The 14,547-nt window shown below is 62.1% G+C and carries 15 protein-coding genes; 8 read left to right on the top strand and 7 right to left on the bottom strand.

The window, feature by feature from the left end:
- Position 1: 1 nt before the first annotated feature.
- Complete coding sequence (locus Q8M85_RS09795; protein ID WP_305543600.1) at positions 2-820, bottom strand: sulfotransferase family protein; 819 nt, start codon at positions 818-820, stop codon at positions 2-4.
- A 147-nt stretch (positions 821-967) separates the two neighbouring features.
- On the opposite strand from Q8M85_RS09795, the gene Q8M85_RS09790 reads away from it, so the two are divergent.
- The 3 genes from Q8M85_RS09790 (at position 968) to Q8M85_RS09780 (ending at position 3,445) form a co-directional block, all read left to right on the top strand.
- Positions 968-2,545, top strand: a complete 1,578-nt coding sequence (locus Q8M85_RS09790; RefSeq protein WP_305543599.1) for a DUF5928 domain-containing protein — start codon at positions 968-970, stop codon at positions 2,543-2,545.
- A 5-nt stretch (positions 2,546-2,550) separates the two neighbouring features.
- Complete coding sequence (locus Q8M85_RS09785; protein ID WP_305543598.1) at positions 2,551-2,922, top strand: HIT domain-containing protein; 372 nt, start codon at positions 2,551-2,553, stop codon at positions 2,920-2,922.
- Positions 2,923-2,989: 67 nt separating this feature from the next.
- On the top strand, positions 2,990-3,445 hold the full coding sequence (locus Q8M85_RS09780) for a DUF1203 domain-containing protein (protein ID WP_305543597.1): 456 nt from the start codon (positions 2,990-2,992) through the stop codon (positions 3,443-3,445).
- 148 nt (positions 3,446-3,593) lie between these two features.
- Here the strand turns inward: Q8M85_RS09780 and Q8M85_RS09775 are convergent, their stop codons facing one another.
- The 6 genes from Q8M85_RS09775 to Q8M85_RS09750 form a co-directional block, all read right to left on the bottom strand.
- Positions 3,594-3,953 carry an MmcQ/YjbR family DNA-binding protein gene (locus tag Q8M85_RS09775; protein ID WP_305543596.1) on the bottom strand — a complete coding sequence of 120 codons (360 nt, stop codon included), beginning with the start codon at positions 3,951-3,953 and terminating at the stop codon, positions 3,594-3,596.
- 420 nt (positions 3,954-4,373) lie between these two features.
- Entirely contained in the window at positions 4,374-6,383 is a 2,010-nt protein-coding gene (locus Q8M85_RS09770) for a sigma-54-dependent Fis family transcriptional regulator (protein WP_305543594.1), read from the bottom strand.
- A gap of 94 nt (positions 6,384-6,477) precedes the next feature.
- Positions 6,478-6,954, bottom strand: coding sequence for a hypothetical protein (locus Q8M85_RS09765; protein ID WP_305543593.1), 477 nt, complete (start codon positions 6,952-6,954; stop codon positions 6,478-6,480).
- Between the two features lie 166 nt (positions 6,955-7,120).
- Positions 7,121-7,315, bottom strand: coding sequence for a hypothetical protein (locus Q8M85_RS09760; RefSeq protein WP_305543592.1), 195 nt, complete (start codon positions 7,313-7,315; stop codon positions 7,121-7,123).
- A 5-nt stretch (positions 7,316-7,320) separates the two neighbouring features.
- Entirely contained in the window at positions 7,321-8,427 is a 1,107-nt protein-coding gene (locus Q8M85_RS09755; protein WP_305543590.1) for a WD40 repeat domain-containing protein, read from the bottom strand.
- A gap of 11 nt (positions 8,428-8,438) precedes the next feature.
- Positions 8,439-8,762 (bottom strand): hypothetical protein, encoded by a 324-nt coding sequence (locus tag Q8M85_RS09750; protein ID WP_305543588.1) that lies wholly within the window; start codon positions 8,760-8,762, stop codon positions 8,439-8,441.
- 365 nt (positions 8,763-9,127) lie between these two features.
- On the opposite strand from Q8M85_RS09750, the gene Q8M85_RS09745 reads away from it, so the two are divergent.
- The 5 genes from Q8M85_RS09745 (at position 9,128) to Q8M85_RS09725 (ending at position 14,544) form a co-directional block, all read left to right on the top strand.
- Complete coding sequence (locus tag Q8M85_RS09745; protein WP_295079194.1) at positions 9,128-10,795, top strand: aromatic/alkene/methane monooxygenase hydroxylase/oxygenase subunit alpha; 1,668 nt, start codon at positions 9,128-9,130, stop codon at positions 10,793-10,795.
- A 103-nt stretch (positions 10,796-10,898) separates the two neighbouring features.
- Positions 10,899-11,966, top strand: coding sequence for an NADH:ubiquinone reductase (Na(+)-transporting) subunit F (locus Q8M85_RS09740; RefSeq protein WP_305543585.1), 1,068 nt, complete (start codon positions 10,899-10,901; stop codon positions 11,964-11,966).
- A gap of 38 nt (positions 11,967-12,004) precedes the next feature.
- Complete coding sequence (locus Q8M85_RS09735) at positions 12,005-13,063, top strand: aromatic/alkene monooxygenase hydroxylase subunit beta (RefSeq protein ID WP_305543582.1); 1,059 nt, start codon at positions 12,005-12,007, stop codon at positions 13,061-13,063.
- Positions 13,064-13,074: 11 nt separating this feature from the next.
- Positions 13,075-13,443 (top strand): MmoB/DmpM family protein, encoded by a 369-nt coding sequence (locus Q8M85_RS09730; RefSeq protein ID WP_305543581.1) that lies wholly within the window; start codon positions 13,075-13,077, stop codon positions 13,441-13,443.
- A 75-nt stretch (positions 13,444-13,518) separates the two neighbouring features.
- Positions 13,519-14,544 carry an amidohydrolase family protein gene (locus Q8M85_RS09725; protein ID WP_305543579.1) on the top strand — a complete coding sequence of 342 codons (1,026 nt, stop codon included), beginning with the start codon at positions 13,519-13,521 and terminating at the stop codon, positions 14,542-14,544.
- Positions 14,545-14,547 lie beyond the last annotated feature (3 nt).

Genomic DNA, 14,547 nt, shown 5'->3' with positions numbered 1-14,547 from the left:
CCTAGTCCCCCAGCTTGGCGTGAACCTCGTCCAGGTCCACCGGGCCCTTCGGCAGCTTGTTCCCCGGATTGTCGAAATCATAGCGGAAAAGCTGGAAATCGCGTTTGTAGATTTCCCACATCAGGTGCATCGACAGGTCGTCGAAATAGGCTTCGACCGGATGCGCACGCTTTGGCCCGTGGCCTTCGCTTTCGTTGAAGCGGGGGATCTTGCCCAAGTCGATGGCGTGTTTCGTCTGGATATGGTCCAGCACCACCTGCATGCCGGGATTGAAATCCTCGGTGAAGAAGATGTGGTTGTAGCGCCCGCCGTTGACGATGAAGGTCGAGACATGCCCAGCCATGGCCGACCAGTGGATGTCCGGCTCCATCGGCTTTTTCCAGCGGATGGTGTCGCGGGCGAACAGAAGAAACCGGCGGAAGCTGGCGATCTGGTCGAACTCCTGCTTGCCGTCGTCGCCGCCGACCTCGACCCCGTATTTCTGCACCAGAAGCGGCACCAGGTTGCCCCGGTAGCGTTTGCCGTTGCGCTGGATGCCGCAGATCTTGTCGAAGAACGACGACAGGATGCGCGTGTAGGGATTGCGGACACAGGTAAAGGCGTAGACCTGCCGCGCGCGGACGGTGCGTTCGATCACCGGCTGGCTGGCATCAAGCGCCCATTTGTGCAGGCCCGTGGTCGCGTCATGGATGTCGCCATCGAAGAATTGGCCGTGGTCGGAATAGTACATGATCTGCCCGATGGTCGAGCAGGCGCATTTCGGCACGACCCGGTAGACGACGCTTTCGCTTTCCGTCATCCAGGTTCCGGGAAAACCCATTCTGAAATGCCCCCCTCTGGCCAGAAACCATTGACTCAGGTGTAAACTTTGATTGCGGCAATCAAGCAGACATATTCGGGCTTTTCAAGGAACGATGGGCCGGTTTAGGGAGGGGGTGTCCCCAAGCGATTGCATGACCCAGCCGAAATGACGCAAATCGCCTTCATCCTGCTCTGTCACAAGGACCCCGAGGGGGTCATCGCGCAGACATTGCGGCTGACTGCCGCCGGGGATTGTGTGTCGATCCATTTCGATGCGCGGTCGACGACGGCGGATTTCGCCCGTATCCGGTCGGCACTGGCCGGCAACCCGCTGGTCACCTTCGCGCGCCGTCGCGTCAAATGTGGCTGGGGAGAGTGGAGCCTGGTCGCGGCGACGCTGCAGGCCCTGCGGGCGGCAGTCGAGGCCTTTCCCGGAGCGACGCATTTCTACATGCTCTCGGGCGACTGCATGCCGATCAAGACGGCGGAGTACATTCACGCGGCGCTTGAACGCGACGAGGCCGACCATATCGAAAGCTTCGACTTCTACGGTTCGGGCTGGATCAAGACCGGCATCCAGGAAGAACGGCTGATCTACCGGCACTGGTTCAACGAACGGCAGCGCAAGTGGCTGTTCTATCGGTCGATCGAGGTGCAGAAGAAGCTGGGCCTTGCGCGCAAGGTGCCCGAGGATCTGAAGATCCGCATCGGCAGCCAGTGGTGGTGCCTGCGCCGCCGCACCGTCGAGGCGGTGCTGGACTTCGTGGACCGGCGCCCGGACGTGCGGCGGTTCTTCGCGACCACCTGGATCCCGGACGAGACGTTTTTCCAGACCCTTGTCGCCCACCTCGTGCCCGAACCCGAGATCCGGTCGCGCACGCTGACGTTCCTGATGTTCACCGACTACGGGATGCCGGTGACGTTCTACGATGACCACCATGACATGCTGCTGGCCCAGGGCTTCCTTTTCGCGCGCAAGATCAGTCCCGATGCAAGGCAGCTGAAAGAGCGTCTGGGCGCGCTTTATGCCGAGACGGGGCGGGCGTTCGCCATCTCGGACGACGGGAGACGGCAGTTCGCCTATCTCACTCGGCGCGGGCGGGAAGGGCGGCGTTTCGCCCAGCGGTTCTGGGAAGCCGAGGGCAGCATCGGCCGCAGCCGGACGCTTCTGGTCGTGGCCTGCAAGAAATGGCATGTGGCCAAGCGGCTGGTCGAACGGGTGCGCGGGCAGACCGGCCTGCCGGCGGTCGACTATCTCTTCAACGAGCAAGCGACGCCGCTTCCCGACCTTGGCGGGATCGAACGATCGATAGAAAAGCGGATGCGGCACCGCCGGGCGCTGGTGCGGATGCTGTTCGAACACTGGGACACTGACCGGCTTGTCCTTTGCATTGATACGGGCAGCACAGAACTGATCCAGGATTTTCGTCAGGACCGGTCGCAGATGCGGCTTCTGGAAGTTGAATGTACGTTCTCGGACGATTACCTGCTGGGCCATGCGCGGCGGGTGGGGCTGGCGGGGCCGAACACGCCGGAGACGGCAATGGGGCTCTTGCTGCCGACGATCCGCTATGATGTGAAGTTCGAAAGCGACCGGCTGCGCGATCTGGACCTTTCGGGGCATTACCGCATGGTGCAGGGCGGCACCGTCGACGAGAACACGCAGGCGTTGGCTGCATTTCTGGACATCCCGGTCGATCAGGCGCGGGAAATTGCTGCAACCGAATACCTATTCGTGGATTGAGTGACATGAGCTGGAGCTACGACCCCACCAATATCTTCGCCCGGATCCTGCGCGGCGAGATTCCGAACAAGACGGTGATGGAGACGCCGCACACGCTGGTGTTCCACGACATCCATCCCCAGGCGCCGGTGCATGTGCTGGCGATCCCGAAAGGGGCTTACGTCAGCCTTGACCATTTCGCAGCCGAGGCCTCGGCCGACGAGCTGGTCGATTTTCACCGCACTGTCGCCAAGGTCTGCGCGATCCTGGGACTGACCGGCGACGAGGGGTTCCGCGCGATCACCAACGCCGGCGCGCACGGGATGCAGGAGGTGCCGCATTATCACCTGCACATTCTGGGTGGCCGGGTGCTGGGCAGGATGCTGGAGCGGGAGTGAACCCGCAAGGATCGGGTCGCCTGGGTTTCGTGGGGCGGGCATCTTCCGGCTAGAGACGGAGGATGACATGCGATTTGTGGCGATACCGACCAAGGTTGTCCGGGCCTACCAGGCCGGGGGCGTTGATGCGAACGGGCAGGTGCCGGAGCGCAAGCTTTCGGACGGGGCCGGCAATCCCTGCCGACATTGCCTTGGGCTGATCCCCGCAGGCGTGGGGATGCTGGTGCTGGCGCACCGGCCCTTCCCGGCGCCGCAGCCCTATGCCGAGGTGGGGCCGATCTTCCTGTGCGCTGACGCCTGCGACGCGGGCGGAGGTGAGGCTGTTCCGCAGATGCTGGCCTCGTCGGACTACATCGTCCGGGGCTATGGCGCGGACGACCGGATCGTCTATGGCACGGGAGGAGTGGTCGCGACCGGGGCGATTGCGGCGCGGGCGAGGGAGCTTTTCGCGGACCCGAAGGTGGCTTACCTGCATGTGCGGTCCGCGCGGAACAATTGCTATCAATGTCGGATCGATCGCTAGGACGGTGCGGTGCGGGTTTCGAATGGAGCGGCTGGTCGCCGCACGTCTGTTCTCTCGGCCTTGCGCGAGGGGCGCAAGACCAAGGCTGACGAGGGGCGCTGCCCCTCGAGCTCCCCGGGATATTTGAGAACAGGTGAAAGGGCTTGGGTCAGGCGGGAGGGTTGGCAGCGTCCCAGGCTTTCAGCCAGCGCTTCGGTGCGGCGTCGCGCCATTGCTGGATCAGGCGGGCCCGGGCCCAGCCTTCGTCGATCCGGCCCGCGCGGACCAGCACCAGGGTGTGCGCGGTGTAGTGCGGGTGGAGGGTAAAGGTTTCCGGGTCGGCGGCCAGCAGCATTTCGCGTTCTTCGTGGCCTGCCTTGAAGACGGCGGCATCGACGTAAGGGCTCCACCAGCACCACATCCTGCCGTGGGCCTTCAGACATTCGTTGCCCCAGGGGTGGTCGACCGTGACCTGCGGCAGGTCCAGGGACAGGGCGAAGGTTTTGAGGGCGGGCCAGGTGCGGATCATGAATGGTGCCAGTCCGAACAGGTGAGCCAGAAGGGTGGGCAGCGGGTTGGGCCAGAAAGGTGTTTGGAAGGTTGGCCAGAGGGGAGCGACAGTTGCCAAGCGTCTTCATGTTGCAGCGCGGATGCTTCGCCGGTTGATCGGCCTGGCCCGCGGGGTTTTCAGGACTGTCGCCGATGCCGTCCGATGAAGGCTTCGGCAGGCGCCCGACGAACACGCAATGCCCCCTTGGGTCACAGTATCGCTTTTAGACTGCCTGCCAGCGGCCAGCAAGGACGCAACCGGCAGTGGTGCCACGGCCCAGGGGGAGCGCGCCTTGCCGCGGCGAACAGAGCTGGAGTTTCCGGCCCGTGGCGTGCGCAGCGAAACTGCCAGGTCACATTTCCAGGGGGCGGCCCGCGTGGTGGAGGTGTCCAACGGGGCCTAGGGCTTGGTTTCGTCCGGGCGCGCGCCAATCCCGTAGTCGTTGAGCTTGCGGTAGAGCGTCGGTCGGGAAATACCCAGCGCCCGGGCCGTGCTGCTGAGATTGCCGCGATGCTGGGCCAGAGCGGTCTCGATCAGGAGGACTTCGGCCATCCGCAGGGAAACCGATCCCGCCTGAAGCCGGTCATGCGTGGCCATGAGCGTCGGGTCCACCGGGCCTGGCGTGGGCGTGGTGACGGCGCGGGGCAGATCGGCCACCGTGACGTGGCGGGACTTGGCCAGAGCGTGCAGATTGATGATGGCGTTGCGCAGCTCGCGCACGTTGCCCGGCCAGGAATGAGCCAGCAGGGCAGATTGGACCTCTTCGTCGAAGATCAGCAAATCGCGTCCGGTTTCCCGCGCCAGCTTGCGATTGTAATGCTCGGCAATCAGCAGGACATCGTCGCCCCGGTCCTTCAGGGGCGGGATCGTCAGGACCGTGCTGCCGAGCCGGTAGAAGAGGTCACGCCGAAACCGCCCGGCCTCAACCTCGGCCTGAAGGTTCCGGTTGGTCAGCGAGATGAGGACCAAGGGGGTATTGGGGGTCTCGGGGCCGGTAAGCCGGATGAGACGTTCTTCAAGATAGCGCAGAAGCAGGGTCTGGTTTTCCGGGTGCAGTTCGCCGATCTCGTCCAGACACAGAAGGGGGCCGGCGTCGGCTTCGTCGGACCCTAGAAGTCGGTCGCGGAAGACGCCTTCGGTGATCGCGCCGCAGTTGATCGTGGTGAACCCGGTTTTGCCGGGCTGGTCGACGCGCGCATGGATCAGCCGGGCGAAAAGCTGCTTGCCGACGCCAGTCTGGCCTTCGATCAGGATGGCAGCATCGGTCAGGTCGATCCGGCGAGCCGTGTCCAGCGTTTCAAGGATGGCACTGCTTTGGCCGACGATCTTCAGGTTGGTGTTCGGGATGGCAACGCCGGGCAGGTCGGGCGCGACCGCCCGCGACAGGGCGGCAGGCCGGGCGGAGGGAAAGGCCGCCGGCTGATTGAAGACCAGAGCCGCGCCCTTCATGTTGCCGTCGATCTTCAGCAGCCGGATATCCTGACAACGCAGCCCTTCGGGCAAAGCGCGCAGGATCATTTCCTCGGACAGCCCGTCCGGCAGATCAAGAAACCGGGCGCCAAGACCCAGGCCCTGTCCCAGCTTGGGCACTGTCTCGTTGCAGTTGCTGTTGAATATCAGGCGGCCGAAGCGGTCGATGATCGCAAGGCCATCATTCGGACCGAAGGACTTCGGGAAATGACCGATCGTCTCCTCCATCAGGCGCATGTTGAGCAAGGACTGTTCCTGCGCGATGGCCACCTCGATGTCGCGGGCCGCCGTCGCGGCGAAGGCCGCGTTGTGCTTCTGGAAGATCGTCGTCAGCCCGCTGAGGTTGATGACGCCGATGATCGACTGGTCGACCGGATCGCGGATCGGGGCGGCGGCGCAGCTCCAGGCTTTCATGCCTTCGCAGAAATGCTCGTCCCCATGCACATAGACGGGCGCGCCCATGAAAAGCGCGGTTCCGATGCCGTTGGTGCCCGCGGCATCCTCGCTCCAGACGCCGCCGACCGTCAGGTTGATCTTCCTGGCCTTGTTCAGCGTCGAGGTGTCGCCGACAGTGTCGAGGATCACGCCCTTGCGGTCGGTCAGGATCAGCATCGCTTCCGCACCTGACAACAATGTGCCGATATGGTTCAGCGACGCCAGCGTGGCGCGGCGCAATTCGGCGTTGTCATGCGCCGACTTGTCCACAGGAAGACGACCTTCCACAACCGGCGCCGCGAATTGCTCAGGCTTGACGCCGACGGTGTTGGATCGCTGCCATGATTGGTAGATGACGGACCGGACTCCCTTCAATGGGAGACTGGGCGCATTGCGGTTTGCCAGAAAGCGGTTCCATGCCTTTGTGGTCTCTTGCGGGTCAAAGGTTGCAAAGTCGAACCCGAGATCCGAGCCCGAATTTCGCGAGTGCTCATTCGAACTCATGATTAAATCCCCTCCCCTGGATTTAATTCGAGCCACATTCAAAGTGGCGCGTGTAGCCTTTCCGCGTTGTTATGGCCTGATCGAAGGATAAGGGTCATTCGATCCCAAGCCTGGATTTGAGGTCTCGTGCCAGTTCTTCCTCGGGATAGTCCCGGTTTATCACCCGGCCTGCCAGATCTGCGATCCTGCTTTGCATGTCCGGTGCCAGAGGATTGATGAACCCGTTTTCGGCAGAAGCAATCAGGAAGCGCACCACACCGTCGATCCGCTTCAACTGACCCAGGAAATGCACCTGGACCCCTGAATGGGCGTCGGCGACGACGACGCGGCCGTTCGAGCTTATCCGAAGATAGGGCTCGGGGTCATCGGCCACCCGTGGGCCTGCCTGGTCGACGATGATCAGCCCTTCCGGCTGCGGTGGCGGAGCGGCCCGCCTGGCCTTGTCGGCCGAGTACTTGCCGCCGCTTAGCGTGTCTGCCAGCTTCTCGATCGTTCCCCAGTTGCGCTGAAGGTGCTGTCTTGCCTGGATGTCCTCCGAACGCGGGCCAGTCTTCTTTGAAAAGATGTCCAACCTAGTTCCCCCCGGTGTCGTCTTCGGTGCCTTTGGCTGTGCTATTTTTTAGGCATCTCGTGAACATGTTAACATGACACACAGGTTCTTCCTGAATCATTGTTTTCCGAAGGGAAATGCCCGCCTATCTGTAACACTGCGTTACAGTTGCCGGGTCGTGGGCGGCCTAGTTTGGCTGCCTGGGCCCTTTCGCGCCCATCCGTCCTTCGCTGATCCAGCGCGCCGCGAGGACGAAGGCCCCGGTGGCGAACTCTCTGCCATGCGCCGCGATCATTTCTTCGCCAACCAGGGCGATGCGCTGAAAGAAGGCATCCTTGCTGCGTTCTTCCTCGGTCAGCTCTATGGCCTGGGGGTGCGACATGACGGTTATCCTTTGGTGGGTTTGAACATGGCTTCAGGGAATTCGACAAGCGCGGCGGTCCCATCCGCCCCGGCCAGGGCGAGGAAGTTTCCACATTCGGACCAGGCCAGGTCTCGGACGGCGGCTCCGGTGTTTTCGCGCAGAAGGATCTCGGTCGGCTGGCCGATTTCGGCCAGGCTCACGAGACCGTTCGCGTAGCCGACGGCCACCAGGTTGCGCGTCGGGCAGGTCGCGATCGCGTCGATCAGGATCAGGCCCGACTTGCCGCTGATCAGGTTCTCCCGCCCTGTCAGCGACCAGGCGGCGGGCCGATAGGCGCCAGAGGCAACGACGGTCTGCCGGGCAAGGTTGAAGCCGATGGAGCGCACTGGGGCGGGAAAACTGCCGAAATGCTGGATTTCGGTGCCGTCTGCCGCGACCAGACAGAAGCCGTTGGTCTCCAGCAGGACGGCAAGGTACTTGCCATCGTCGCTCCACTTCAGCGCGGTCGGAACTGCGGGCAGGGTGATGTCGCGGGGGATCGGGGTGGGCGCCAAGGTCCAAAGAAACATCCCCGTCGCATGCGCCGCCGCCAGGATGCTGCCGTCAGGGCTATAGGTGATGAAGTGGACCGGGGCAGGGTGGGGCAGGGTCTGATCGTCCGTGCCGGTGCCGAGGTGGAGGTCTGACCCGCTGGACCAGGCGATGACGGTGCCATCCGGCCGTGCCGCGACGGCCCGGATCGGCCCCGGCGCGCGCTGCGGCAGATGGACTGAAAGCCCGCCGGGGGTCAGCGTGTTGATCCGTCCGCTGTCCTTGGCAAAGAGGAAGTTGGTCTGCCCGTGCCGACCGATGCTCGAGCTTCGCCCGTCAGTATGGTCGGCCGTGCGCAGCGGGGTCACATGGCCCTCCCTCGGCGCGATGGTCACCCGTCCGGTGTCCACGGCGCGGCGGGTGCGCTGGTTGGGCGAGGATTTGTCGCTGGTGCTTGCAAGGTGGATGCTGCCGTCGGCACAGCCGAAGGCTACGGCAGTGTTCGTGGCGTTGAACACCACTTCCGTCACCGGCGCGGGCAACTGCCATTCGCGGGCGATCAGGTCGAAAAGTTGCAGATTGGCGCGTTCATCCTTCATGGTCGGTTCCTTCAGGCCTGGCAGAGTCGGCTGATATCGGCATCGATCTTGGCGAGGACCTCTTCCATCCGGCGGATCTCGCCCTCGGTTTCGGCAAGCTCGGCCCTTGCGGCGCGGTCCTGGCCCTGAAGCACGTCCAAAGCCTGCAGGCTGCGGTCGTTCGCGGGCTGCTCGACCAGATCGCGCTCGGCACACATCAGCTCGATCTCCTTGCCGGCCACGCGCTGACGGCGGCTGAGAAGCTTGGACGTCTCCTGGCTAAGCAGAATGACCAGAGCGACCCGCATCCGCTGCAGTTCGGCCATCTGGACAGGGATTTCGTCTGCGTCGTTCATGGTCGCTTCCATGATTTCCCGCGGGGCAGTCCGCCAACCCGTACTTTAGGGATTGGGCTGGTTTTTTACATCGAAACCGGAAGTGTAATGATCCGTTACGGTCGTGTCACAGAGCGTTACACTCAAATTTCCATTAGGCATCTTGGAAAGCAGCGCCCTAGGGTTCTCCTACAAATAAGAAGCTGCAGATCGACTCATGCAGCTCAAGAACGAAGGAAGGGAGGCCTTGCGTTGCGAATGAAATTCACAATCCGTGAAACTGATCCAGCGTGTTGGATAGCCAGGGTTTCAGATGAAACTTTGGTTCCCCGGACCTTTGCCGACGGCAATGCCCACAACATACTCAACATAAAAGGTGAGCAACAATGTCGACACTGACGCTGAACAAGATCACATCGCAGAAGGGCATTTCTGTTGCCGATGCGACCAAGAAGATCTCGGACCTCGGGTGGAATCCTTCCTATGTCCAGGAAGCGATGACCTACCCGTCCGACTACAAGATCACCAAGGCCCCGCGCGATCCGATGAAGCAGGTGCTGCGGTCCTATTTCTCGATGCAGGAGGAAAAGGACAACCGTGTCTACGGCGCGCTGGATGCGGCGCTGCGCGGCGACATGTTCCGCAACGTCGAACCCCGCTGGGTCGAATGGATGAAGCTGTTCCTGGCGATCATACCGTTCCCGGAAATCAGTGCGGCGCGGTCGATGGCCATGGTCAGCCGCCTGGCACCGGGCGAAGACCTGCGGACCGGCTTCACCATGCAGATGGTCGATGAATTCCGCCATTCCACGATTCAGATGAACCTGAAGAAGTGGTACATGGAGAACTACATCGATCCGGCCGGCTTCGACATCACCGAAGAAGCGTTCGGCAAGTGCTATGCCACCACCATCGGCCGCCAGTTCGGCGAGGGGTTCCTCACCGGTGACGCGATGACGGCCGCCTGCATGTATCTGACCGTCGTGGCGGAAACCGCGTTCACCAATACGCTTTTCGTCGCCATGCCGTCGGAAGCCGCCCGCAACGGCGACTATGCGCTGCCGACGGTGTTCCTGTCGGTGCAGTCCGACGAAAGCCGTCACATCGGCAATGGCCACAGCCTGATGATGGCCGCGCTGAAAGAGCCGGAGAACCACCTTCTGATCGAACGCGACATGAAATACGCGTTCTGGCAGAACCACGCGATTGTCGATGCCGCCATCGGGACCTTCATCGAATACGGCACCACCGACCGCGACAAGACCAAGGAAAGCTATGCCGAGATGTGGCATCGCTGGGTCTATGAGGACTACTACCGGACCTACATGCTTCCGATGGAGAAGTACGGCATCAAGATCCACCATGATGACGTGACGCTGGCCTGGGAGCGGATCACCAAGAAGAACTATGTCCACAAGGTGGGCCAGTTCTTCGCGGTCGGCTGGCCGGTGAACTTCTGGCGGATCGAAGCCCAGACCGAGAAGGACTTTGAATGGTTCGAGCACAAGTATCCCGGCTGGTACTCGGAATTCGGCGAGTTCTGGAAGTGGTATGCCAAACTGTCGAAGCCGGGTCAGAAGGTCATCACCTTCAACGAGGAAGTCGGCTACGTCTATCCGCACCGCTGCTGGTCGTGCCTGGTCCCCTGCCTTATCCGTGAGGATATGGTCGTGGACGAGATCGACGGACAACTGCACACCTTTGCCCACGAAATCGACCGCTGGACCGCAGTCGAGGCCTTTGCGGACGAATATCAAGGGCGTCCGACGCCTGCGATGGGCCGCTTCTCGGGCAAGCGTGAGTGGGAGACGCTCTATCACGGCGTCGACCTGGCCGATGCGATCGTGGATCTGAACTTCGTCCGTTCCGACGGCAAGACGCTCATCCCGCAACCGCACCTGCGCTTTGACGACAAGGACATGTGGACGCTGGATCACGTGCGCGGCCACACGCTGGGCTCGCCGCTGATCACGCTGCGCGGCATGGACGAGGCGACCCGCAAGGCGCACCTCGCCGACTACGCCAAAGGGTTCACGATCAACCCCTGCCACTAAGCACCTGGCGGCATGGGCCGGATTTTCCGGCCCATGTCCACCCAAACCGGTCCCCGTTCGGGGCACCGGGCCAAGGAAACATGTCCTGCAAAGGTCCATGAAAATGTCCGACACCTATACCGTCCGCCTGGAGCCCGTCGGGGTCGAGTTCGAAGTCGAGGACGGCGAAACGATCCTGGACGCCGCGTTCCGCCAGGGCATTTCGCTGCCGCACGGCTGCAAGGAAGGCCAGTGTTCGGCCTGCAAGTGCAATCTGGTCGAGGGTGAGGTCGACCTGCTGAAATACTCCACCTTCGCGCTTAGCGATGGCGACCGCGAGAATGGCGGCATCCTTCTGTGCCGGTCCCTGGCCCAGGATGACCTGGTGATCGAGCTTCTGAACTTCGACGAAGAGCTTTTGTCGAAATCCATCGCCGTCAAGGCGTTCAAGGGGCGGATCAGCGCCAAGGAAAGTCTGACCCACGACATCCGGTCGATCGAGATCGCGCTGGAGTCTCCCCTGAAATTCTGGGCCGGGCAATATGTCGACATCACCGTCAGGACCAAAACGGGGGAGACGATTACACGCTCGTTCTCCATGGCAAATACGCCGGACCAAGGCCAAACCCTCAAGTTCATCATCAAGAAATACCCCGAGGGACGCTTCTCTGGCGAACTTGACAGCGGCGGGATCGAAGTCGGAGCCGAAGTCACCGTCACCGGACCCTACGGATCCTGCTTCCGACGGGAAAACCGAACCGGACCGATAGTGCTGGTCGCCGCAGGCTCGGGCATGTCGCCGATCTGGTCGATCCTGCATGACCACATCGCCAGCGGTGAGGACCGCCCTGTCTACTTCTTCTACGGCGCGCGGACCCGGGCCGATCTTTTCTATCTGGACCGGATCGCCGCGATCACCGCCGCCAACCCCGCGATCACCTTCATCCCGGTGCTGTCTCACGCCCAGGACGACGAGGAATGGACCGGGGCCGAGGGCTTCGTCCACCAGGTCGTCGGAACCGAGCTGAAGCGGATGGGCATCGAAGGTGACGCCGACGCCTATGCCTGCGGCCCGCCGCCGATGATCGATGCGCTGCAGCCGGTGCTGTTCTTGCAGGACTTCGACCCGGACCGGACCTTCTTCGACAAGTTCACCACCTCCACCGCCTCGGCGCCGGTCAAGGCGCACTGACAACAACAGGCCAAAGCCTTACAAACAGGGAGAAAGACATGGTTGCCACATCAAGCTCGGTCGGATCGGGGGCGGCAGGCGCCGCGCGGTTTGTCGACAGCGAAAGCCGACGCTACCGCTATTTCGAACCTCGCGGCAAGCGGGCCACCCACTACGAGGACGTCACGGTGGACGTCCAGCCCGATCCCGAACGCTATCTGATCCAGGACTGGATCATCGCCTTCCCGAACGGCCGGGGCGCTTACGAGAAGGACAGCACCAAGGCCAAGAGCAGCAACTGGCACGCCTTTCGTGCCCCCGACCAGGAATGGGAGCGGACGCATTACCAGCGCCAGTCGCGCATCGAGGTGATGGTCCAGTCGGTCATCAGCAACGGCCGCAAGTCCGGCGCCCAGCATGCCTTCGACGCGGCCTGGGGCAAGGTCCTGCAAAAGCATCTCGGGGCATGGAAGCATGCCGAGTTCGGCCTTGGCACCAGCCTGATGCAGGCGCAGCGCTACGGCTATACCCAGATGATCAACAACGCCACGCTGACCAATTCGTCCTACAAGCTGCGGCTCTCGCAGGACATCACGCTGTATCTCGCCGAGATCGGCATGGATATCGCGGGCTGGGATGACGAGGCGGGCAAGCGGGCCTGGCTGGAAGACCCGATCTGGCAAGGCACGCGTGAGGCGGTCGAGACGATCATGGGCTGCACCGACTATCTGGAGCAGTATTTCGCCATCAACCTGATCTTCGAGCCGCTGGTGGGCGAGCTGTTCCGCTCGGGCTTCCTGATGCAGGCCGGCGCGCCAAACAACGACTTCATGACCCCATCGGTCATCGCCGCCGCGGAAGGCGACTACGAGCGCAACCTCGCGAACACGATCGACCTGATCTACCTCCTGGTGAACGACGAAAAGTTCGGCGCGCAGAACCGCACGCTGTTCCAGTCCTGGGTCAAGAAGCACGCGGCCCTGGCCGAAAGGGCCGCCCGCAACCTGCAGCCGATCTGGAGCCAGGCCCACGCCAAGCCGGTCAGTTTCGACGAGGCGCGCGCGGTCTCTGAAGAGCGGTTCGCGAAGATCCTTGGCGAACTCAATCTCTCACGCTGAAAGGAAACAGCATGTCGAATATCGCTCGCGACAACAGCCACGACAACATCTTCAAGTCGATGAAGGACATCACCTTCGAGAAGACCGTTTCGCATCAATGCGGTGTGACGATGTCGGATTCGGTCGAGGCCCGCGCCATCGCCGAATTCATGGACCAGCAGCCGGGGGTCACGGTGACCTACAACCCCGCGCTGATCCGCATCGACGGGACGGGGAAGATGATCTTCAAGATGGATGAGATCAGCGAATACCTGGGCCGGGAAATGACGGCCGAGCTTTTCGAGGTCAACTCCTCGACGCACTACGGCCGCATGGTCCGCGCCGACGACAACACCGTCATCCTCTACGGCGACATGAACGAGATGCTCGAGTTCATCTGACCCCCAGGCGCGGGGGCCAGTCCCCCGCGGCATCCTAACCCATCCCACCACCGCGATGTCCGAAAGGCAGTTCCCATGTACATCACTCCTGAAGGCAAGGAGATCTTCGTGGTCGACGGTCATACCCACTTCTGGGATGGCAGCCCCGAAAACCAAGCCAACATCCACGGCAAGCAGTTCATCGACTGCTTTTATGCCTACCACTCCAACCTGTCCCCCAAGGAAGAGCTGTGGGAGAAGTCGAAGTTCGAGAAGTACTCGGCCGACCAGCTTTACAACGACCTCTTCATCGAGGGGCCGGATGACATCGCCATCCTGAACTCGACCTATCTCAAGGACTTCTACAAGGACGGCTTCAACACCATCGAGCGCAATCACACGGTGGCCAAGAAGTACCCCAACCGCTTTATCGTGAACGGGTCCTTCGACCCGCGCGATGGCGAGAAGGCGTTGGAATACATCCACTGGATGAAGGAAACCTACAACATCCAGGGCGTGAAGATGTACACGGCCGAATGGAACGGCTCCTCGAAGGGCTGGCGGCTGAACGACCCGGACGCCTACAAGTGCTTTGAGCTGTGCGACAAGCTGGGCATCAAGAATATCCATGTTCACAAGGGCCCAACGATCATCCCGCTGAACAAGGATGCGTTCGATGTCCATGACGTCGACTATGCGGCGACCGATTTCCAGAACCTGAACTGGATCATCGAACACGCGGGCCTGCCGCGCCTGGATGATTTCTGCTGGATCGCGACGCAGGAAACCAACGTCTATGCCGGGCTTGCCGTGGCGCTGCCCTTCATCCACACCCGGCCGCGCTATTTCGCCGAGGTGATCGCCGAGCTCTTGTTCTGGATCGGGCCTGACAAGCTGTTGTTCGGGTCGGACTATGCGATCTGGACGCCGAAGTGGCTGGTCGAGAAGTTCTGGGCCTGCCAGCTTCCCGCCGACATCTCGGCCGAAAGGGTCGGCATCCAGCTGACGGACGAGATCAAGGAAAAGATCCTCGGCCTGAATGCGGCGCGGCTCTACAACATCGACATCGCGGCCCGCAAGGCAGAGTTCGCCAAGCAGCCGATGATGATCGCGGCGGAGTGACGC

The organism is Tabrizicola sp., assembly GCF_030694085.1.
In the GTDB taxonomy this organism is placed as follows: Bacteria; Pseudomonadota; Alphaproteobacteria; order Rhodobacterales; family Rhodobacteraceae; genus Tabrizicola.
Note: the sequence above shows the minus strand (reverse complement) of the source record. Positions and strands in the feature narration are given on the sequence as shown.

Coding starts and splice junctions, on each gene's coding strand:
- Q8M85_RS09795 (WP_305543600.1), bottom strand. CDS start 820: ATGGGTTTTCCCGGAACCTGGATGACGGAAAGCGAAAGCGTCGTCTAC.
- Q8M85_RS09790 (WP_305543599.1), top strand. CDS start 968: ATGACGCAAATCGCCTTCATCCTGCTCTGTCACAAGGACCCCGAGGGG.
- Q8M85_RS09785 (WP_305543598.1), top strand. CDS start 2,551: ATGAGCTGGAGCTACGACCCCACCAATATCTTCGCCCGGATCCTGCGC.
- Q8M85_RS09780 (WP_305543597.1), top strand. CDS start 2,990: ATGCGATTTGTGGCGATACCGACCAAGGTTGTCCGGGCCTACCAGGCC.
- Q8M85_RS09775 (WP_305543596.1), bottom strand. CDS start 3,953: ATGATCCGCACCTGGCCCGCCCTCAAAACCTTCGCCCTGTCCCTGGAC.
- Q8M85_RS09770 (WP_305543594.1), bottom strand. CDS start 6,383: ATGAGTTCGAATGAGCACTCGCGAAATTCGGGCTCGGATCTCGGGTTC.
- Q8M85_RS09760 (WP_305543592.1), bottom strand. CDS start 7,315: ATGTCGCACCCCCAGGCCATAGAGCTGACCGAGGAAGAACGCAGCAAG.
- Q8M85_RS09755 (WP_305543590.1), bottom strand. CDS start 8,427: ATGAAGGATGAACGCGCCAATCTGCAACTTTTCGACCTGATCGCCCGC.
- Q8M85_RS09750 (WP_305543588.1), bottom strand. CDS start 8,762: ATGAACGACGCAGACGAAATCCCTGTCCAGATGGCCGAACTGCAGCGG.
- Q8M85_RS09745 (WP_295079194.1), top strand. CDS start 9,128: ATGTCGACACTGACGCTGAACAAGATCACATCGCAGAAGGGCATTTCT.
- Q8M85_RS09740 (WP_305543585.1), top strand. CDS start 10,899: ATGTCCGACACCTATACCGTCCGCCTGGAGCCCGTCGGGGTCGAGTTC.
- Q8M85_RS09735 (WP_305543582.1), top strand. CDS start 12,005: ATGGTTGCCACATCAAGCTCGGTCGGATCGGGGGCGGCAGGCGCCGCG.
- Q8M85_RS09730 (WP_305543581.1), top strand. CDS start 13,075: ATGTCGAATATCGCTCGCGACAACAGCCACGACAACATCTTCAAGTCG.
- Q8M85_RS09725 (WP_305543579.1), top strand. CDS start 13,519: ATGTACATCACTCCTGAAGGCAAGGAGATCTTCGTGGTCGACGGTCAT.